This is a genomic window from Pseudomonas oryzihabitans, from assembly GCF_032027545.1.
GTDB classification, from domain to species: domain Bacteria; phylum Pseudomonadota; class Gammaproteobacteria; order Pseudomonadales; family Pseudomonadaceae; genus Chryseomonas; species Chryseomonas oryzihabitans_F.
In genome coordinates this window covers 43,713-63,592 of sequence record NZ_JAVSJB010000010.1, presented here as the reverse complement: position 1 = coordinate 63,592, position 19,880 = coordinate 43,713, and the positions used below count along the sequence as shown (strand labels likewise).

At 62.6% G+C, this 19,880-nt stretch carries 20 protein-coding genes and 2 pseudogenes; 10 read left to right on the top strand and 12 right to left on the bottom strand.

The window, feature by feature from the left end; translation table 11 throughout:
• The 3 genes from yjiA to RND78_RS17360 are packed head-to-tail and all read right to left on the bottom strand — an operon-like array spanning window position 1 to window position 3,322.
• Window positions 1-990, bottom strand: coding sequence for a GTPase (gene yjiA / locus RND78_RS17370; protein ID WP_312730622.1), 990 nt, complete (start codon window positions 988-990; stop codon window positions 1-3).
• A 58-nt stretch (window positions 991-1,048) separates the two neighbouring features.
• Window positions 1,049-1,252, bottom strand: coding sequence for a YbdD/YjiX family protein (locus RND78_RS17365; protein ID WP_007162682.1), 204 nt, complete (start codon window positions 1,250-1,252; stop codon window positions 1,049-1,051).
• A 12-nt stretch (window positions 1,253-1,264) separates the two neighbouring features.
• Window positions 1,265-3,322, bottom strand: a complete 2,058-nt coding sequence (locus tag RND78_RS17360) for a carbon starvation CstA family protein (RefSeq protein ID WP_312730620.1) — start codon at window positions 3,320-3,322, stop codon at window positions 1,265-1,267.
• A 166-nt stretch (window positions 3,323-3,488) separates the two neighbouring features.
• On the opposite strand from RND78_RS17360, the gene RND78_RS17355 reads away from it, so the two are divergent.
• The 3 genes from RND78_RS17355 (at window position 3,489) to RND78_RS17345 (ending at window position 6,007) form a co-directional block, all read left to right on the top strand.
• A complete protein-coding gene (locus RND78_RS17355; RefSeq protein WP_312730618.1) occupies window positions 3,489-4,862 on the top strand; it encodes a cache domain-containing protein in 1,374 nt (457 codons plus the stop codon).
• Window positions 4,859-5,497: a response regulator transcription factor gene (locus RND78_RS17350; protein WP_312730616.1), complete on the top strand. Its 639-nt coding sequence runs from the start codon at window positions 4,859-4,861 to the stop codon at window positions 5,495-5,497. The genes RND78_RS17355 and RND78_RS17350 overlap by 4 nt, the downstream gene beginning before the upstream one ends.
• Window positions 5,498-5,641: 144 nt before the next feature.
• Window positions 5,642-6,007 (top strand): PilZ domain-containing protein, encoded by a 366-nt coding sequence (locus RND78_RS17345; RefSeq protein WP_312730613.1) that lies wholly within the window; start codon window positions 5,642-5,644, stop codon window positions 6,005-6,007.
• Window positions 6,008-6,188: 181 nt separating this feature from the next.
• Here the strand turns inward: RND78_RS17345 and RND78_RS17340 are convergent, their stop codons facing one another.
• From RND78_RS17340 to RND78_RS17320, 5 genes are all read right to left on the bottom strand, one after another.
• Window positions 6,189-6,899 carry a copper resistance protein B gene (locus RND78_RS17340; protein WP_312730611.1) on the bottom strand — a complete coding sequence of 237 codons (711 nt, stop codon included), beginning with the start codon at window positions 6,897-6,899 and terminating at the stop codon, window positions 6,189-6,191.
• An 86-nt stretch (window positions 6,900-6,985) separates the two neighbouring features.
• A complete protein-coding gene (gene radA / locus RND78_RS17335; RefSeq protein WP_058760248.1) occupies window positions 6,986-8,347 on the bottom strand; it encodes a DNA repair protein RadA in 1,362 nt (453 codons plus the stop codon).
• A 116-nt stretch (window positions 8,348-8,463) separates the two neighbouring features.
• Entirely contained in the window at window positions 8,464-8,736 is a 273-nt protein-coding gene (locus RND78_RS17330) for a hypothetical protein (RefSeq protein WP_312730608.1), read from the bottom strand.
• A 145-nt stretch (window positions 8,737-8,881) separates the two neighbouring features.
• Window positions 8,882-9,091, bottom strand: a complete 210-nt coding sequence (locus RND78_RS17325) for a hypothetical protein (protein ID WP_312730606.1) — start codon at window positions 9,089-9,091, stop codon at window positions 8,882-8,884.
• A gap of 238 nt (window positions 9,092-9,329) precedes the next feature.
• Window positions 9,330-9,569, bottom strand: coding sequence for a YdcH family protein (locus tag RND78_RS17320; protein ID WP_059230250.1), 240 nt, complete (start codon window positions 9,567-9,569; stop codon window positions 9,330-9,332).
• Between the two features lie 226 nt (window positions 9,570-9,795).
• Here RND78_RS17320 and mscL point away from each other — a divergent pair, with 226 nt between their 5' ends.
• On the top strand, window positions 9,796-10,245 hold the full coding sequence (gene mscL / locus RND78_RS17315; protein WP_312730604.1) for a large-conductance mechanosensitive channel protein MscL: 450 nt from the start codon (window positions 9,796-9,798) through the stop codon (window positions 10,243-10,245).
• A gap of 21 nt (window positions 10,246-10,266) precedes the next feature.
• On the opposite strand, the gene RND78_RS17310 is transcribed toward mscL, so the two are convergent.
• Together RND78_RS17310 and RND78_RS17305 are read right to left on the bottom strand one after the other, a co-directional pair.
• Entirely contained in the window at window positions 10,267-11,820 is a 1,554-nt protein-coding gene (locus RND78_RS17310; protein WP_312730603.1) for a TerC family protein, read from the bottom strand.
• Window positions 11,821-12,052: 232 nt separating this feature from the next.
• Complete coding sequence (locus tag RND78_RS17305; RefSeq protein WP_312730601.1) at window positions 12,053-12,829, bottom strand: ferredoxin--NADP reductase; 777 nt, start codon at window positions 12,827-12,829, stop codon at window positions 12,053-12,055.
• A gap of 261 nt (window positions 12,830-13,090) precedes the next feature.
• On the opposite strand from RND78_RS17305, the gene RND78_RS17300 reads away from it, so the two are divergent.
• The 3 genes and pseudogenes from RND78_RS17300 to RND78_RS17290 form a co-directional block, all read left to right on the top strand.
• On the top strand, window positions 13,091-14,221 hold the full coding sequence (locus RND78_RS17300; RefSeq protein ID WP_312730599.1) for a class I SAM-dependent methyltransferase: 1,131 nt from the start codon (window positions 13,091-13,093) through the stop codon (window positions 14,219-14,221).
• Between the two features lie 79 nt (window positions 14,222-14,300).
• Complete coding sequence (gene cls, locus RND78_RS17295) at window positions 14,301-15,740, top strand: cardiolipin synthase (RefSeq protein WP_312730597.1); 1,440 nt, start codon at window positions 14,301-14,303, stop codon at window positions 15,738-15,740.
• Window positions 15,741-16,067: 327 nt separating this feature from the next.
• Window positions 16,068-16,420: pseudogene (locus RND78_RS17290) on the top strand (transposase); the annotation flags it as partial.
• Window positions 16,421-16,447: 27 nt separating this feature from the next.
• Here RND78_RS17290 and RND78_RS17285 read toward each other — a convergent pair.
• Window positions 16,448-16,858: an NUDIX domain-containing protein gene (locus RND78_RS17285; RefSeq protein WP_312730595.1), complete on the bottom strand. Its 411-nt coding sequence runs from the start codon at window positions 16,856-16,858 to the stop codon at window positions 16,448-16,450.
• Window positions 16,859-16,975: 117 nt separating this feature from the next.
• Here RND78_RS17285 and RND78_RS17280 point away from each other — a divergent pair.
• The 3 genes and pseudogenes from RND78_RS17280 to RND78_RS17270 form a co-directional block, all read left to right on the top strand.
• Window positions 16,976-17,074 (top strand): annotated as a pseudogene (locus tag RND78_RS17280) (integrase); the annotation flags it as partial.
• Between the two features lie 238 nt (window positions 17,075-17,312).
• Window positions 17,313-17,849 (top strand): AAA family ATPase, encoded by a 537-nt coding sequence (locus tag RND78_RS17275; RefSeq protein ID WP_312730594.1) that lies wholly within the window; start codon window positions 17,313-17,315, stop codon window positions 17,847-17,849.
• Between the two features lie 256 nt (window positions 17,850-18,105).
• A complete protein-coding gene (locus RND78_RS17270; protein ID WP_312730593.1) occupies window positions 18,106-18,357 on the top strand; it encodes a hypothetical protein in 252 nt (83 codons plus the stop codon).
• Window positions 18,358-18,768: 411 nt separating this feature from the next.
• Here RND78_RS17270 and RND78_RS17265 read toward each other — a convergent pair whose 3' ends face one another.
• Window positions 18,769-19,704, bottom strand: a complete 936-nt coding sequence (locus RND78_RS17265) for a lipid II-degrading bacteriocin (protein WP_312730592.1) — start codon at window positions 19,702-19,704, stop codon at window positions 18,769-18,771.
• Window positions 19,705-19,880 lie beyond the last annotated feature (176 nt).

Sequence of the window (19,880 nt, the reverse complement as noted above, 5' to 3'; positions counted from 1 at the left end):
CTACTTGGCGACCGCCCGTTCGAAGGCGGCGCGGATACGGTCTTCCGGCAGGTCCATGCCGATCAGCACCACGCGGCTTTCGCGCTCCTCGCCAGGTGCCCAGTCGCGTTCCCAATCGGCGGCATATATCTGCTGCACGCCCTGGAACAGCAGGCGGCGATCCTCGCCGGCGATGTTGAGCAGGCCCTTGTAGCGCAGCAGGTCGCCGCCGAGGGTATCGAGCAGCATCTCCATCACGCCGCTGATCTTGTCTTGGTCGTACGGACGCGCCTCGCGGATGGCGATGGATTGGATGCGCTCGCTGAGGCTGACGGCCTCGGATACCGGTCGTAGCGGCCGGAACAGGGTCGGCGGCGCCAGGTCTTCGTCGTGCAGGTTGAAACCGCGGATGTCCAGCAGCTCGGCCAGCTCGATGCGACCGTGATCCACATGGCGAATGGGCGCGCGGCGGTTGATGCGTTGCAGACGATTCTCCAACGCCTCGACGGCGGCCGGCTCGGCCAGGTCGAGCTTGGTCAGCAACAGGCGATCGGCGAAGCCGACCTGCGCCTGCAACAGCGGATCGCTCAGTTGCTCGCTGGCGTGGACCGCGTCGACCAGGGTGAGCACCCCGTCGAGCAGATAGCGCTCGCGCAGCAGGTCGTCGGTGAAGAAGGTCTGGGCCACCGGACCAGGATCGGCGAGGCCCGTGCATTCCACCACCAGCCGCTCGAAGTCCAGCTCTCCGGCGTCCAGGCGCTCCAACAGCACGGTCAGCGCATAGGCCAGGTCCTTGCTGCCGGTGCAGCAGACGCAGCCGTTGGCCACCTTCATCAGTTGTACGGCGCCCGCGTCTTCCAGCAATTCGCCGTCGACGTCCAAAGCGCTGAATTCGTTCTCGATCACGGCGATCTTCAGGCCGTGCTCGGCCTGCAGGATGTGCTTGAGCAGGGTGGTCTTGCCGGCGCCGAGAAAGCCGGTCAGGACGGTGACGGGGATGGGTTCGTGCATGGAAACTCCAGACAGAAAGAGGCCGGGCTTGGAGCCCGGCCTGGCGACGACCCGGGGGTCAGCAACAGCGTATGGCGCCGGACTTGCCACCACCGTAGCGCGCCTCCTGGCGCTCACGGAAGAAGGCTTCGTAGCTCATCACCGGCTGGTCCGGATGCTTGCCGCGCATGTGTTCGACATAGGTGTCGTAGTCGGGCATGCCCACCAGCATCTTGGCGGCCTGCCCCAGGTACTTACCCATGCGACCCAGGTCGTTGAACATGAGGATTCTCCTTTAAACGCCCGTTGCCGGCTGGAACGGGGTCTCGCGATCGCTACGCTCGGGCTTGGCCAGGGCGGCACGACCAACCTTGATGGCAAAGAACAGGATACTCATCACCACCACCAGGAACAGCACCGACAGGGTGGCATTGGTGTAGGCATTGAAGACGATGTGCTGCATCTGCTCCATGCTCTTGGCCGGGGCGATCACCTGGCCCTGGGCCATGGCGGTGCTGTACTTCTTGGCCAGGGCCAGGAAGCCGACCGCCGGGTTGGAGTCGAACAGCTTGATCAGGCTGGCGGTGGTGGTGCAGATCAGCAGCCACACCGCCGGCACCAGGGTGACCCAGACATAGCGCTGGCGCTTCATCTTGATCAGGACCACCGAGCCCAGCATCAGGGCGATACCGGCGAGCATCTGGTTGGAGATGCCGAACAGCGGCCAGAGGGTGTTGATGCCGCCCAGCGGATCGACCACGCCCTGGTAGAGCAGCCAGCCCCAGAGGGCGACGCAACCGGCGGTGCCGATGACGTTGGCGGTCCAGGAGTCGGTCTTCTTCAGCGCTGGCACGAAGCTGCCCAGCAGGTCCTGCAGCATGAAGCGCCCGGCGCGGGTGCCCGCGTCCACCGCGGTAAGGATGAACAGCGCCTCGAACAGGATGGCGAAGTGGTACCAGAAGGCCATGGTGTTCTCGCCCGGCAGCACGTTGTGCATGATCTGGGCGATACCCACCGCCAGGGTCGGGGCGCCCCCGGCCCTGGCCAGGATGCTGTGCTCGCCGATCTCGGTGGCGGTAGCCTGCAGCATCTCGGGCGTCACCACAAAGCCCCAGGTGCTGATCTTGGCGGCCACCGAGACCACGTCGGCACCGACCACGGCGGCCGGGCTGTTCATGGCGAAGTAGACGCCCGGCTCGATCACCGAGGCGGCGACCATGGCCATGATGGCGACGAAGGACTCCATCAGCATGGCACCGTAGCCGATGTAGCGGGCATGAGTCTCCTTGGCGATCAGCTTGGGCGTGGTGCCCGAGCTGATCAGCGCATGGAAGCCGGACACCGCGCCGCAGGCGATGGTGATGAACAGGAAGGGGAACAGGGTGCCCTTCCACACCGGACCGCTGCCGTCGACGAACTGGGTCAGGGCCGGCATCTTGAGCATCGGCATGGTCACCAGGATGCCGATCGCCAGGGCGATGATGGTGCCGATCTTGAGGAAGGTGGAGAGGTAGTCACGCGGGGCCAGCACCAGCCAGACCGGCAGCACGGCGGCGACGAAGCCGTAGCCGATCAGCATCCAGGTGATCTGCACGCCGGTGAAGGTGAAGGCCGGGCCCCAGACCGGATCGGCGGCGACCAGGCCACCCAACCAGATGGAAGCCAGCAGCAGCACCACGCCGACCAGCGAGATCTCGCCGATGCGACCCGGACGGATGTATCTCATGTAGACGCCCATGAACATGGCGATCGGCAGGGTGGCGATCACCGTGAACATGCCCCAGGGGCTCTCGGCCAGGGCCTTGACCACGATCAGCGCCAGCACCGCGAGGATGATGATCATGATCAGGAAGCAGCCGAACAGGGCGATGGTGCCGGGAATGCGGCCCATCTCCTCGCGCACCATGTCGCCCAGGGAGCGCCCGTTGCGACGGGTGGAGAGGAACAGCACCACGAAGTCCTGCACCGCCCCGGCGAAGACCACCCCGGCGATCAGCCAGAGGGTGCCGGGCAGATAGCCCATCTGGGCGGCGAGCACCGGGCCCACCAGCGGGCCGGCGCCAGCGATGGCGGCGAAGTGGTGGCCGAAGAGGATGTGCTTGTTGGTGGGGACGTAGTCCAGGCCGTCGTTGTTGAGCACGGCGGGCGTGGCCCGTTTGGCGTCGAGCCCCATCACCTTGGTGGCGATGAACAGGCTGTAGTAGCGGTAGGCGACGAGGTAGATCGCCACGGCGGCGACCACGATCCAGAGGGCATTGATCGCTTCGCCTCGACTCAGCGCCACGGTACCCAGCGCGAAGGCGCCCAGTACGGCGACGGCGAACCAGGCTAGATGGCTGGCCATTCGGGTCATGCTTGTTCTCCTGCCGCGCATCCAGTGCCGCGGCGATACTTGTTATTGTTGAGAGCCCACAGCGGAGCCATATTACTATCGGCGGCTCATTGCGACAGCGAAATTCGCAGAACTACCCAAGGCCAGCTACGTAGTTCTACGTAGCTGGCAGTCCGGACAGGTCCCGATGCAGCTCAAATACAAGATGGTCGCCCTCGGCATCCTGCCGCTGCTGCTGGCGGTGGCGGCGGTCTGCCTGGTGGTGCTGGAGCAGAGCCAGCGCCTCGGCGAGCAACAGGCGCACCTGCTGGAACACAGCATCCTCGGCAGCAAGAAGGCGGAGCTGCGCAACTACGTGGAGATGGGCGTCAGCGCCATCCAGCCGCTGTACGGCAGTGGCCGCGACGACGAAGACACCAAGGCCAAGGTCCTGGCGCTGCTGGCCAGCCTGAACTTCGGCAGCGACGGCTACTTCTTCGTCTACGACGAGCACGGCCGCAATCTCATGCATCCGCGCCAGCCGGAGCTGGTCGGCCAGGATCTCTGGCAACTCACCGATGGCACTGGCCTGCTGGTGATCCAGGCGCTGCTCAGGAGCGCCCGCGAAGGGGATGGCTTCCAGCGCTACGGCTGGCAGAAGCCCTCCAGCGGGCAGATGGCGGAAAAGCTCGCCTACGTGACCCAGCTGCAGCGTTGGGGCTGGGTGCTGGGCACCGGGCTCTACCTGGACGACGTGGACGCCGCCCTGGCCCAGGTGCGCCACGACGTGGCCGCCGGCATCCGCACCACCCTGCTGGCCAGCGCCGGGGTGGCCCTGGTGGCGGTGCTGTTGGTGTTCGCCGGAGGCCTGACGCTCAACGTCAGCGAACACCGCCTGGCCGACCGTAAGCTCAAGCAACTGACCCAGAGACTCATCACCTCCCAGGAAGAGGAGCGTTCACGGCTGTCGCGGGAGTTGCACGACGGCATCAGCCAGTTGCTGGTGTCCATCAAGTTCCAGTTCGAACTGGCCAGCCGCGAGCTGGGCGCCGGCAAGGCCAGCGCCAGCGACTCGTTGCGCGAGGGCACCCAGCGCCTGGCCGCGGCCATTGGCGAAATCCGCCGCATCTCCCATGACCTGCACCCTTCCCTGCTGGATACCCTGGGCCTGCCCGCCGCCCTTGGCCAGCTGGTGGAGGAATTCCGCCAGCGCAGCGGCCTGGCGGTGGACTATCGGCAGACCCTGGATGGCACGCCTTCCGGCGGCGACCTGGACGTCGCCCTCTTCCGCATCGTCCAGGAGGCCCTGACCAACATCGAACGCCATGCCGACGCCAGTCACGTGGTCATCGACCTGCAACGCCGTGGCCGCTGGATCTGCCTGACCGTGCACGACGACGGCCGTGGCTTCGACACCCAGCAGGTGGAGCACCAGAGCGGTGGCATCGGCCTGCGCAACATTCGCGAGCGGGTGGAGCTGTTCGGCGGGCGCTGCGCCATCCAGTCCGGGCCCGGCGGCACGACCCTGGACGTGGTTCTGCTACGCTCCGACCTCCCCGCCGACGAAGAGAGCCCGACATGACGCCGATCCGCATCGTCCTGGTCGACGACCACGCCCTGGTCCGCGCCGGGGTGCGGGCACTGCTGGGCACCATCGACCGCTTCGCCGTGGTCGGCGAGGCGAGCTGTGGCGAAGAGGCGCTCGAGCTGCTGGGACGGCTAGATCCGGACATCCTGCTGGTGGACATCGGCCTCAAGGACATCAACGGCCTGGAGCTGACCGCCCTGATCACCGAGCGCGCACCCCGCGCCCGGGTACTGATCCTGAGCATGTACGACAATCGCGAGTACGTGAGCACCTCGCTGCGGGTAGGCGCGGCGGGCTACGTGCTCAAGGATGCCCCCTCCGAGGAGATCATCGCCGCGGTCGAGGCCCTGGCGGTGGGCGGACGCTTCTACAGCCGCGCCATCGCTGCGCGCCTGGGCCAAGGCGGTACCAGCGAGCAGGAACTCACCCCGCGTGAACGCCAGGTCCTGCTGCTGATGGCCCAGGGCCTCAACAACAAGGCCATGGCCCAGCGACTGCACCTCAGCGTGCGCACCGTGGAGACCCATCGCCTGAGCATCCGCCGCAAGCTCGACATCCAGAAGCCGGCCGACCTGGTCCGGCATGCGCGAGAATACGGCTGGCGGGGCGAAGACTCGTCTAACGTCTGACCAAGAGCCGCTGCTCGCATCCAGGCGACCAATGAGCCGGCTTGGGCTGGCTCCTCCGGGCGCGGCCGGCTACCCTCGCAGGCGAAGTCGATACGAGACGACGGCTGTCGTCTACAGTGATCAGGAACCCTCAGGAAGTCAGCCATGAACGACACCAACGAGCGTCGCCGCTTTACCCGCTTCACCTTCGATGCACCCGCGCAGTTGCACCAGGGTGAACGCCAGTGGGCGGCGCCCGTGGACGACATCTCGCTCAAGGGCGTGCTGCTGAGCCGACCCGCCGGCTGGGAAGCGCAACCGAGCGCCGCCTATCAGCTGCGCATCGCGCTCAACGACGAGACCCAGGTGAGCATGGAAGTGGAGCTGGTGCGGGAAACGGAAGGCCAGTTGGCCTTCGCCTGCCGGCAGATCGACCTGGACTCCATCAGCCACCTGCGCCGCCTGGTGGAACTGAACCTGGGCGACGAGACGCTGCTGGAGCGTGAATTGGCGGCGCTGGGCACGCTGTAGCGCCGCCAGGCTGTATTGCACGTATCGCGGCCATGGGCCGCTCCTACAGGCTCAGGCACAGCTGTAGGAGCGGCCGCATCGGCGGACCGCCATGGCCGCGATAGGAGTCATACCGTAGCGTGGAAAATGGCGCAGCCTTTTCCACTCCTGATGTCGGGCCTGAGAGCCAGCCCCTCTCGCCTCAGAATTCCAGGTGCAGACCCACCACCAGGCGGGCGTCGTGGGTGTCTTCGCCCTCTTCGCGGGCCATGGCTGCGGTGTTGCCGTGGGTGGCGTTCCAGGAGACGCCAACATAGGGCGCCACCGCGGGAGTGACCTGGTATCTCAGGCGTAGCCCTGCCTCGCTTTCGGCGAAGCCCGCGCCCTGCCCGCGCGACTCATCGTTGCGGCCATAGAAGTTGAGTTCGGTATGCGGCTGCAGGATCAGCCGCTGGGTCAGGGACCAGTCGTATTCGGCTTCCAGGCGCAGGGCGGTCTGGTTGTTCTCGCCGAAGAAGGCCGTGATCTCGATGTCGAGGTCCTCGGGCGCGTGCTCCTGGATGCCCAGGGCCGCCCAGGTCTGCGGCGAGCCGGGTTTGAAATCCTGGCGGATACCGGCCACGCTGCCCCAGCCCTTGGCCAGTTCATGCCCCCAGAGCGCCTGCACCTCGGCCTGTTCGGTGTGGCCGTTGCTGCGTTCGCCCTGGCTACGGAAATCCAGCCGATCGGCGCCGCCGCCCAGGGCCCAGCCTTCCAGATCCCAGTTGAAGACGCTGCCCTCGTCGGCTCGCTGCCATTCCAATTGATCCACTTCCAGACTGGCCGGCGCGCGCGCGCTGGGGTCGGCGGCCTGGGCGAAGGCACTGGCGGCAAGACCGGCGAAGAGCAAGGACAGCGGAAGCAGACGAGACATGGCGGTTATCCAGGATCATGGAAGCGCCTGATAGACCGCCCTGCCCCACTCATAGTTTTAAAAAATATTACGAATGCCGGCTTTGGCTATTCGAACAGCGCATCCAGTGCCTGCTCCAATCGTGTCACCGCTACCACCTGCAAGCCAGGCGGCGGGTCTTTCGGCGCGTTGCCCTTGGGCACGATGGCGCGCTTGAAGCCGTGCTTGGCGGCCTCCTTGAGACGCTCCTGGCCACTGGGGACCGGGCGGATCTCGCCGGACAGGCCGATCTCGCCGAACACCAGCAGGTCGTGCGGCAGGGCGCGGTCCCTGAGGCTGGAAATCACCGCCGACATCAGCGCCAGGTCCACCGCCGTCTCCAGCACCTTGACCCCGCCGACCACGTTGATGAAGACGTCCTGGTCGTAGGTGGGAATGCTGCCATGGCGATGCAGTACCGCCAGCAGCATGGCCAGGCGATTCTGGTCCAGGCCCACGGTGACCCGGCGCGGGTTGGCCAGGTGACTGGTGTCCACCAGCGCCTGCACCTCCACCAGCATGGGCCGCGACCCCTCCCAGGTGGCCATGACCACGCTGCCGGCTACCGCTTCCTGGGCGCGATTGAGGAAGATCGCCGAGGGGTTGGACACTTCCTTGAGGCCCTTGTCGGTCATGCCGAACACACCCAGCTCGTTGACCGCGCCGAAGCGATTCTTCACCGCCCGCAGCATGCGCAGACGCCCGTCGGATTCGCCCTCGAAATAGAGCACGGTGTCGACCATGTGCTCCAGCACCCGCGGTCCGGCCAGGGCGCCTTCCTTGGTGACGTGGCCGACCAGGAAGATGGCGGTGCCGGTCTGCTTGGCGAAGCGCACCAGGAGGGCCGCGCTCTCGCGTACCTGGGCCACGCCGCCCGGGGCGGACTGCAGTTGCTCGGTGAAGATGGTCTGGATGGAGTCGATCACCATGACCCGCGGCTTTTCCTGGCGGGCGGTGGCGACGATGGTCTCGATGCAGGTCTCGGTCATGACCTTGAGCTTGTCTTCCGGCAGGCCCAGGCGCCGGGCACGCATGGCCACCTGCTGCTGGGATTCCTCGCCCGTCACATAGAGAGCCGGCATGCGGGCGGCCAGGTGGCAGAGGGTCTGCAGCAGGATGGTGGACTTGCCGATGCCAGGATCGCCGCCGATCAACACCACGGAGCCGTCCACCAGGCCACCACCCAGGACCCGGTCGAGTTCGGTGGAGTCGGTGGTGAAACGTGGCGTTTCCTCGACACTGACTTCGGCCAGGGTCTTGATGGTCGCCTGCTGGCCGGCCCAGCCGGCGCGACCGGAGGGCACGGCGGAGGTCTCGACGACGGTTTCCACCAGGGTGTTCCAGGCACCGCACTCGCCGCACTGCCCCGCCCACTTGGGGAAGGTGGCGCCGCATTCGGTGCAACCGTAGAGACGCTTGGCCTTGGCCATGCCAGGAGACTCCTGTCGAAAGAGGAAGGGTCCCAGCATAACACGACTGGATGCATAGACAGTAAAAAGGCGCGATCCTCGCGGAGCGCGCCTTGGCGATGGGGGAGCGGTAGGCCCTACTGGCCGCCTTCGCCGCCCGGCTGACGCAGCATGGTCAAGGCCTGGTTGGCCTGGGCGATGCACTTCTTCTCGTCGCCGGCTTTCTGGGCTTCCATGGCGTTCTTGCGGAAATTGGCGATCTGCTGGGCCTGGGAGCTGCCCGAGCCGATCATGTTGGTCTTCATCTTGCTGGCGTCGTCCAGCTTTTGCAGCTGCACACTGCAGAGATCATTGGCAAAGGCGGGCGCAGTGGCGAACAGCATCAGGGCGATCAGGGCGGTACGCTTCATGGGGACATCCTCATCGTGAGGGCCGGGGCGGCCGGGCGGATCTCGCTTACCCCGTGAAACTCGTGTGGGGTAAGGCATTGACCGCAGAGCAACACCTGACGTTCAGCGCACGCTCGCCGGGCATCCGCCTGGCAAGGCCCTCACCTCAGTGCTTGAGCATCGAGGCCAGCGCACCATCCCCTCTCAGCCAACTGGGCAAGGCCTCCTGCCAGTGCACCTGTTCCAGGTGCTGGAGTGACGCCAGCAGCCGGCTGTATTCAGCGAACTCCTGTTGGACCCGACGGCGTTGCACGTCCAAGGCCGCCTCGGTGATCCACAACTGCCACTGACGGTACATCGCCGCTTCATCGCTCATCTTGTCCCTCCTGCTGAGGGGGCATGATGGCAATGCCCGCGGCCCTTGCCAATCGCACCAAGAGCCTGTTCAAAATCTGCTGCGCGTCGGCCAAACCGCGTTGAAAATAGCCTCGGAATACTCATTTACCCCTTGTAAACTCCGCTTCCTCAGCCATTTTCGCCTTGTTTGGCTCTAGCTCGCGAGATTATGAACAGGCACTAAGCGAAACCCGACGGCGAGCGCCGGGCCAAGGTGGCTAGGAGGGGTATTTCAGTTGCTGGGCGATCTTGTCCTTGAGCAGCACGCGCTCGCGGCGCAGACGACCCAGTTCTTCGTCGCCGCTGGATTCTTCCACTTCTTCCAGATCGAGGATCTGCTGGTCGAGTTTCGCGTAGTCGTCCAGTAGCTTGGCGAAGGCCGCATCGGTCTGCGGACGGCTGTCCAGCTGTTCGGCGTACTCGGGAAAGTCTTTGTGCAGGTCGTGTTTGGCAACCATCGGAGCCTCCTTGGGCGTGAGAAGTTGACGTCGCGAGGGTTGCAGCCCTCGTCGTACAAGGGTGGACCCGGCGCCCCGGGCAAAGTGCGACAGCCACGACCAGCTGCCGATTTGCAGCTGATTTGCCGTTTCCCGGGAACCTGGAGACCGTTAGCAAGGTTCCAAACTCGAGCGAAGCGAGCACAATCGTCTATCGTCTCTTCGAAATCATCCAAAGGAGTGCAGCATGAGCATCATCGCCGAATTCAAGAAATTCGCCATGAGGGGCAACGTGGTCGACCTGGCGGTCGGCATCATCCTGGGCGCCGCCTTCGGCAAGATCGTGTCGTCCTTCGTCGCCGACATCATCACACCGCCGCTGGGCTTGCTGCTGGGAGGTGTGGATTTCTCGCAGTTGGCGATCACCCTGCGCGCGGCCGTAGGCGACCAGCCGGCGGTGGTCATGTCTTACGGCAAGTTCCTGCAGACCATCTTCGACTTCGTGATCATCGCCTTCGCCATCTTCATGGCGATCAAGGTGCTGAATCGTCTGCGCCTGCACCAAGAGGCCGCACCATCTGGCCCGACCAAGGATCAGGTGCTGCTGACCGAGATCCGCGACCTGTTGAAAGAGCAGAACAGCCAGGCGACCGTGGCTCCCGTGGTGAAGCAGGAGCCGCCGATCACCCCGCAGTAAGTCCCGTTAGACCCCGCCTCACTAGGAGGCGGGTCGCTCCAGGCGGATCCAGCCGATCCGCCGGTCCTTGACCGATTCCACGGTCAGTTGCCAGCCCTGGTACTCCAGACGGTCACCGGCCATCGGCAAGCGTCCCAGCAGGTCCACCACCAGGCCGCCAAGGGTCTGGTAATCTTCGTTCTCCGGGATCTGGAAACCGGTGCGCTGCGCCAGGGGGTGCAGGTTCAGGCCGCCGCTGGCGCGATAGCCATTCTCGATCTTTTCCAGTTCCGGCAGGCTGTCCTCGCTGGCATCCGGCAGTTCGCCGGCGATGGCCTCGAGGATGTCGGTAAGGGTCAGCAAACCTTCGAAGCCGCCAAACTCGTTGACCACGAAGGCCACGTGGGTCGAGGCCGCCCGCAGTTGCTCCAGGGCCCCGAGCACCGAGGCCTGGGCCGGCAGGTGGATGGGCGTACGCACGCGATTGCGCAAATCGGGGGTCTGGCCCTGCAGAATGTCGGTGAACAACTCCTTCTTGTGCACGTAGCCCAGGGGTTCGTCGATATTGCCGTTCACCACCAGCGGCAGACGAGAGTGGGCCGAGGCCAGCAGCTGTTCGCGCAGCCGGTCCGGCGGGGCGTCGGCATCGAGGATGTCGACGTCGGCCCGAGCGGTCATCACCGTACGCACCGGGCGCTCGCCCAGCTGCAGCACGCCGCTGATCATCAGGCGCTCACGGCGATCGAATACCGGGCCTTCGCCCTTCTCGCCGTCCATCAGGTCGGCGATGTCCTCGTCCACTTCGTCTTCGCGCAGGCGACCGCCCAGCAGCCGCAGCACGGCCTGGGAGGTGCGCTCGCGCATGCCGAGGCGCTCGTGCATCTGCCGCTTGCGCTTCCAGCGCACCACCTGGTTGGCCAGCTCGATGAGGATCGAGAAGCCGATGGCAGCGTACAGGTAGCCCTTGGGAATGTGGAAACCCAGGCCTTCGGCGGTCAGGCTCAGGCCGATCATCATCAGGAAGCCCAGGCACAGCATGATCACCGTGGGATGGGCATTGACGAAGGCGGTCAGCGGCTTGCTCGCCACCAGCATCAGGCCGATGGAGATGATCACGGCGATCATCATCACACTCAGGTGCTCGACCATACCTACGGCGGTGATGACGGCGTCCAGCGAGAACACGGCGTCGAGCACCACGATCTGCGCCACCACCGGCCAGAAGGCGGCGTAGGTGCGGCTGCCACCGGTCTTGTGGGTGTGGCCCTCGATGCGTTCGTGCAGCTCCGTGGTGGCCTTGAACAGCAGGAAGATACCGCCGAACAACATGATGAGGTCACGGCCGGAGAAGGCCTTGCCGAACACCTCGAACAGCGGCTCGGTGAGGGTCACCATCCAGGAAATGCTGGCCAGCAGGCCCAGGCGCATGATCAGCGCCAGCGACAGGCCGATGACCCGGGCCTTGTCACGCTGCGCAGGGGGCAGCTTGTCGGCGAGGATGGCGATGAAGACGAGGTTGTCGATGCCGAGGACGATTTCCAGGACGATCAGGGTGAGGAGTCCCAACCAGGCGGTGGGATCGGCGATCCATTCCATTAGCGGTAGACCTCCGCGATAGAGGGCCGAACGGCCACGGAGGAAGAAAGACGGGAGGGAATGTCAGCCGCACCTGGCCAGGATGCCGGGGGCGGCTCGGATCTGTCACTGCTCATCGGGACTCGGAAAGTAGCCTTGGAAATTCCGATCCTAGAGCAAGGCGGGCCCAAAGCTAAAGACCCAACCTTTTCCAATTGTGAAGAAAACGTAAAGACGCCGCTACCGGCTCGCGTTACCAGTAGTTTTCCACCGCCACCTGACCGGGCCGGCGACTCAAGGCCAGCTGCAGATCGCGGGTCTTGAGCAGTTGGCGGGTATCGTCGACCATTTCCGGGTTGCCGCAGATGAGGATGCGCGAATGCTCGGGCGAGAGCTCGACGCCGGCAGCGCGTTCCAGCTCGCCGTTCTCGATCAGGCTGGTAATGCGCCCGCGCAGGGCGCCGGGGTGGTCTTCGCGGGTCACCACCGGGACATAGACCAGGCGGTCGGTGAGGCCTTCGAGGTGTTCCACCTGAGCGTAGCCGTGGATCACCTCCTGGTAGGCCAGGTCGCGCGCCTCGCGCACGCTGTAGACCAGCACGATGCGTTCGAAGCGCTCCCAGGTATCGGGCTCCTGCAGCATCGACAGGAAGGGCGCCAGGCCCGTGCCGGTGGCCAGCAGCCAGAGGTCGCGACCGCCACCGAAGCGCTCCAGGGTGAGATAGCCGTAGGGCTGCTTTTCCACCAGCAGCTCGTCGCCCTCGCGCAGGCGGCTCAATTCGCTGGTGAAGGCGCCGCCGGGGACCACGATGGAGAAGAATTCGAGGAAGTCGTCGTGGGGCGCCGAGACCATGGAATAGGCGCGCCAGACCACGTCGCCATCGGCCTTGCGCACGCCCAGGCGGGCGAACTGGCCGGCGCGGAAGCGAAAACGTGGATCGCGGGTGGTCCTCAGGCTGAAGAGGTTGTCGCTCCAGGGCCAGACGGCGGTGATCGTCTCGCGGGTGAACTTGTCTTCGGTGGCGGTCATACTGGCCTCTTTTTCCCGATTGCTTGGAGCCTGTTTACGATCTCGCGAGCTAGAGCCAAACAAGGCCTAGGCGGCCCCGCGAAAATGGCTGAGGAAGCGGACCGGTCTCGTGCTCGCGTTTACGAGTGGTAAATGAGCATTCCGACCGGGCTGGCGACCCAGGCCATTTTCAACGCCGTTTGGCCGACGCGCAGCAGATCGTGAACAGGTTCTTAGCGCCATTGTCCCGCACTGGGCCGCCGATAAACACCGACAGAAACCATGCCTTCTCTCGTTTCGCCCTTCGCCACCCTCGAACTCGACCGCCAGCCACCGCGGCGCGACGATCCCCTGCAGGCCTTCGACGCCGCCGACGAGTACCTCTTGCAGCACGTCGCCGAGAGCGGCCTGGACCCCGCCGCCCGGGTACTGGTGCTCAACGACAGCTTCGGCGCCCTGGCCGCGAGCCTCGCCGGCCAGGCCCGGGTGACCTCCAGCGGCGATTCGCACCTGGCGGCGCTGGCACTGGCGGCGAACCTGGCGCGCAACGGCCTCGCCGCCGAGGCCGTGACCTTCGTCCCGGCCAGTGAGGCCATCAGCGGTCCCTTCGATTGGGTGCTGGTAAGGGTGCCCAAGACTCTGGCGCTGCTGGAAGAGCAACTGATCCGTCTGCACGGCCAACTGGCGCCCGGTGCCCGGGTGATCGCCGCCGGCATGCTCAAGCACCTGCCGCGGGCCGCAGGCGACCTGCTGGAGCGCCATATCGGCCCGGTGCAGGCATCGCTGGCGGTGAAGAAGGCCCGGTTGCTGTTCGCTACCCCGGACGCGCGTCCGGCGGTGGCCTCGCCTTACCCCAGTCGCTATCGGCTGGATGAACCGCCACTGACGCTGGTCAACCACGCCAACGTCTTCTGCCGGGAAGGGCTGGACATCGGTACCCGCGCCTTCCTGCCGCATCTGCCCCAAGGCCTGGGCTCGGCGCGAGTGGCCGACCTGGGTTGCGGCAATGGGGTGCTGGCCCTGGCCTGTGCCCTGGCCAATCCGGGGGCGCAGTTCACCCTGGTGGACGAGTCCTACATGGCGGTGCAGTCGGCGCGGGAGAACTGGGCCGCAGCCTGCGGCGAGCGTCCGGTGACGATCCAGGCTGCCGACGGCCTGGCCGACCAGCCGCCGCGCTCGCTGGACCTGATCCTGTGCAATCCGCCCTTCCACCAGCAGCAGGTGGTGGGCGACTTCCTCGCCTGGCGCATGTTCCAGCAGGCGCGCGCGGCGCTGGATGCCCAGGGCGAACTCTGGCTGGTGGGCAATCGCCATCTGGGGTATCACGTCAAGCTCAAGCGACTGTTCAAGCGCGTCGAACAGATCGCGGCCACGCCGAAATTCGTGGTGCTGAGGGCGGTCCAACCCCTTTAAGAGGCTGTTCACGATCTGCTGCGCGTCGGCCAAACTGCGTTGAAAAGGCTCTAACGCCACCCCGGAGAAGGATGCCCGAGTGCCGCAACTGCCCCTCGATCTCCACTACATCGCCCTCGTCCTCGAGCTGATCGGTATCAGCGCGGCGGTGCACGCCATCGTCACGGTGCGCACCGCCCAGGGCGCCATGGCCTGGGCCATGGCGCTGGTGTTCATGCCCTTCCTCAGCCTGATCCCCTACCTGGTGTTCGGTCGGCGCCGCTTCGACAGCTACGTGAAGGCACGCCGCCAGGCGGACGAGGAGATGGCGCGCCAGGCCGCCGAGCTGGACTGGCGTCCTTGGATCGCCGAGGCCATGGCCGCCCAGCAGTGCAGCGCGGCCAATCGCAAGCTCAAGGCCATGACCGCCCTCACCGGCACGCCCTGCGTGGCCAACAACCAGGTGCGGCTACTGGTCAATGGCGAGGAGACCTTCGCCGCCATCCTCGGCGCCATCCGCGGCGCGCAGCAGGTGGTGCTGGTGCAGTTCTTCATCATCCACGACGACGCCCTGGGCCTGGCCTTGCAGAACACCCTGCTCGACCGCGCCCGCGCCGGGGTCAAGGTCTATCTGCTGTACGACGCCATCGGCAGCCATGCCCTGCCGCGCGCCTATGTGGAAAAGCTGCGCGCGGCCGGTTGCGAGGTAAAGGGATTCAGCAACCGCCGCGGGCTGATCAACAGGTTCCAGGTCAATTTCCGCAACCACCGCAAGATCGTCATCGTCGACGGTGAAGTAGGCTTCACCGGCGGACTCAACGTCGGCGACGAATACATGGGCCTCAAGCCGCCCCTGGCTCCCTGGCGCGACACCCATATCGAGTTGCGTGGGCCGGCCCTGGCCACCCTGCAGGAAACCTTCGCCCAGGACTGGTACTGGGTGACCAGAAAGCTGCCCACTCTGCTGCTGCCGGAACGCTACGAGGACGGCGGGGTGCTCTGCCAGGTGGTGCCCAGCGGCCCGGCGGACGACCAGGAGACCTGCTCGCTGTTCTTCGTCGAGGCCATCCACTCGGCGCGCCATCGCATCTGGATCACCTCACCCTACTTCATACCCGACGAAGCGGTCTCGGCGGCCCTGCGCCTGGCCGCCCTGCGTGGGGTGGACGTGCGTATCCTCCTGCCCTCGCGACCGGACCACAAGGTGGTCTATGCCGCTTCCTACCTCTATGCCTTCGAGGCGGTGCACGCCGGCATCCGGGTATTCCGCTACGGCCCGGGCTTCCTGCATCAGAAGGTGGTGCTGATCGACGAGGACGTGGCCGCGGTGGGCAGCGCCAATCTGGACAACCGCTCCTTCCGCCTCAACTTCGAGGTGATGGTGATGGTCATGGACGTGCAGTTCGCCTGGGAGGTGCGCAAGATGCTGGAGCAGGATTTCAGCCGCTCGCGCGAACTCACCCCCGAGGACAACGCCGCCCTGCGCCGCTGGCGGCGGGTAGCCATGCGGGTGGCGCGGGTGTTCTCGCCGGTGCTCTGAGTATCCGTTACAAGGCCACAGGCAGCGAAAGGCGCCGGTTTCCGAAACAAAGGCAACTCCTCGCCAGCAAAGGCCTCAATCGGCGGCTCCAGATTTTCGCAATAGCTGCGACTGCTGGTGACAATTAATGCAACGGCCCTAGGTTCTGCTAGCAACAGCTGCGACTGTCTGCGGAATTTTCGGTGAGCAATTTAGAGATAACTTTTAATGGCGAGGGAAAAGCTCGAGGGGCTGCTATCGACCCATAGGTGCCCTTCAACGAGTACAGCTAACGGCCAGGATCGGACAGTTAGAGTGGAAAAATAAGTCTTTCCCTTTTTCCGTCCAATAGCCCAGCGCTATTTGGTACCCAATGGCTCGGCGACGGCCAAAGCCCTCAATTACAGCCTAAAACACTGGGTAGCTCTGACGCGCTACGTGGACGATGGGCTGTGCCCATCGATAACAACCAGGTCGAGAATCAGATACGGCCATGGGCACTCGGGCGCTCGAACTGATTGTATGCTGGATCGCTGCGCAGCGGTAAGCGGACTGCGGTCATCATGAGTTTTATCCAATCGGCGCGCATGAACGGGCATGATCCGTATGCCTATCTCAGGGATGTGCTGAAGCGACTGCCGACGCAGCGGGCCAGTAAGATCGGACAATTATTGCTGCAGCATCAGTGGGTTCCGTCCTGACTACCTCAAGAAAAGCTGTAAGCGCACTTAGGCTTCAATGATTTTTTTCCGAAGAAAGCTTAAAGCATCCTTGAAAACCTGATGCCAATTCTCAGAGGGCTCGCTCACGAGCGGATACCAAAAAAATCTGAATTCATGGCCACCATCATCTTCTGCAAAATGTATCCAGGTATCTGGGAGGTCTTGGGCGACGTGACATTCATGAAATGCCCATGTGTGTCCAGTTACGATGCATCGCCGCTGCCCTAAATGTCGACCAACTGTCGACTGAATCCCCGCTTCTTCTTTCAGCTCTCGAACCGCGGCCAAGTCGCTTGACTCACCTGGCTCGACACTGCCTTTGACCAGCTGAAAGCCTGCTAATGGATGCTCGAACGCTAAGATTTCCAGCGTTTCTATGCATCGCAAAACTACAGGACAAGATTTATCTGCATCCATGCCGTCACACCTACTCCGATTCTTACGCGTAAGTCGGGAAGCATAAGCGAAGCAAGCGGCCATCGGAACCGGAGAGGACGAAAGACTCACAAGGTGTGCTTTCCGTCCGCTTACGGTGAGTTGCTGCTTGGCCATACGAAGCTGGAGGGCACTGTTGGATACCTGAGGATACAGGTCGATGACGCTCTGGAGATGGCGAATCAGACTGAAGTTTGATCATGTGTAGCGACGGTCGAAATTAGTCCGTCGCTAGCCGGCCAAAGGCTGCTTTTTCACCCCTAGCACCTTTGGTAGGCCACCCGTAGTAGCCGCTGCCGCTAAGCTTTTTTGGCACAGGGTACAAAGGGACACAGACCCTCAGAAGACATTGTCAGCTTCACGATTGACCGATTCTGGCAAGTCACTCAACATTCCATCCCCCATAAAGCCGACGTCCTTCAAGGCAGGATGCCCCATGCAGCGCATCGTTATTCTCGGTAACGCAGGCAGCGGCAAATCTACCCTCGCTCGTCAGCTCGGCAAGCGTTTGAAACTGCCGGTTGTTCACTTAGACAGACTGTTCTGGGAGCCTGGTTGGGCTGAACCCGACGCCGAGCAGTTTCGTTCCCGTGTACGCAGCGCGTTGGCGACAGATAGCTGGGTATGTGAAGGAAACTATGCTCGTCGCACCTTCGATCTACGCCTTGGCCGTACCGACCTGATCATTTGGCTCGAAACACCGCGCCTTACGTGCTTTTTGCGTGTAGTGATCCGCAGCGCGCTGAACCATCCTCGCCCCGACCTTCCTGATGGTTGCACCGAGAAGATCGACCGTGACTTCTTCGCCTTTTTACGCTACGTGTGGAATTTCGACCGTGACTCGCGCCCAGGTATCGAGCGCATGCGCTTAACGGTTGGGCCACTGGTACCGATAGTGCGGCTGCAAAATCATCGAGAGATAACGGCGTTTCTTAATACTGTTCCAGTCCCGTCTAGCATTTGCCTGGAGTAAGAGGCAACTGCAGGAAGCTAAGTCGCAACCGGTAGGCACGTACTTATGAATGCCTGGCCGAGAGACTTACCGATGCTGGGCTGACTTCACTAAGGGCCGACTGCAGCCCGTTGCCACCGGCTGCCATCGGCCGGGATGAGTTCGTTGTCATTCCGATGGAGGCAAATCAGGACGAGGCCTATCGGCAACTGGCCAGCAACTGACCGCAGAGCTTTGCCAGGCCCTGGCACGACGGGACACCACCCTAATTGGTGTGGTGCTCGACGTACTGCTGATCAGGCCTGACCGCTATTTTCGGCCGGAGTTGGTGAAACACTCTCGTACCAGGGACACCTTGGCCAGGATCAATGCGATCTTCGACGAGAGTCAGGCCAAACACAAAGAGGGGGCGCTGATCGAGCTGTGTCGGCAGAAGAAGGCGTTAGGTCACAAGGTGCTGACCTACACGGTCTACAGCGGCACCCGGGAGACGATCAGCCGACCCGGGCGATACTACCTGGAAAGGTAGCCCTCTCAGGAAGGCCTTTTATTTACAGGCAATAAATATATAAACCGCGAATGACAGCCGAAGGCTATACTATCTATTAGTTTATCAAACTGAGTATTTTAATCAACGATTACTTAAAGAAATCTCAATATGACCACCGCATTCGATCATTGCAAAATAAGTGCCCTTGTCAGTAGAAAAGGGGACAAGCCAGAGCTTTTGATTGTCATCATAATAGACAGCCTTTTCTACCTTTAACGATGATATCTCTCCTACTTTAGGATGATTACTCAAATAGTCAGAGATTATAGATCCTATTTCCTTTGCAGACCAATTTGAACATTCTTTTTCCTCGCACGGACTGCATCCTACCATTGTGAATATCGATAACAAAACCATACATAGCGACACGCCGCGCATGCTTGTCAACACCTAGTTGTTAAATGTCTTGGAGCCGGAAAACTCTACATGCTGGGTGCCATTGATTATAATATAATAATCTTGATGTCCAAACGTGCCCCCAATCCAGCGCAGTAGATTTGTAAGGTTCTCTTGGAACCAAGTGCGATTACTGAGATCAGCGTCGAATCTGTCAGGATCCATAGTAAAATCCCCAGAGAAGCTGTATCTACCATCAGGGGTAATCGTGAGATCTCCTATAAGTCCTCCAGAAAAACGCCCTAATAACCCAGCCGCAAACAAGTTAATGGCATTATCGAAAAGATTTGCAGAAAAACTTGAGTCTATATGATAACTACCTGGACCTACATTCAGATCATTAAGCATATCGTTGAGAGGCTTAAAATCCCTAGGCACAGCAGACCAGTTCAACGAGCCGATATCTACGTGGCGATCAGCGCCCTGTCCTAAAATCCAATAGCCGATACCCATGATTGGCATCAGAGCCGTGCCAAAGAAATCATGCTTTCCCGGGTCACTTGGCTGGCCAGTGCCGAATAGTCCGGCACGAATATAAGCACTTTCAGTATTATCATCGATTGTAAGCCGCTCAGGATTCGCCCCATACGGGGCCAGAGCCTCGGCAATATCCCTTGCTATCAAATGTGTATTAATATGATTATTTAGCTGAGTTTTCACGGCATATTCCGTGCCCAGAAGCTGCAAACCTTCTAGCGCTGTCTGAAAAGTAGCTTTCATATCACCACTGTTCGCGGTATCGAACAAAGTCGGACCATTGACGTAGCTACCTCGCACCGTTGCTCTTTCAGTATCCGCATTTTGCGGTGGATCTCTTGGCTCTTGATTGGGCTGCCCACTATAGGCGATCCCGGAATCCGAACCCGTTGCACCAGACGAGTTAGGGTCTGGTCTATAGTTGACTACGAGTGGGGGGCTATCGAGTGCCATTGCTAACTTCTGAATTTTGTTAAGGCCGCAAAATGTTGACGATTCAGCAGAACAGAAATTTAGTGAAATTCGTAAAGGTATTTATAGAAGCCGTAGTCTCATCAAGAAGCCTAGATGCGAAGCCGGCTGAAATCAATTAATGATTGGGCCACTGGTAGCGATAGTGCGACGGCAGA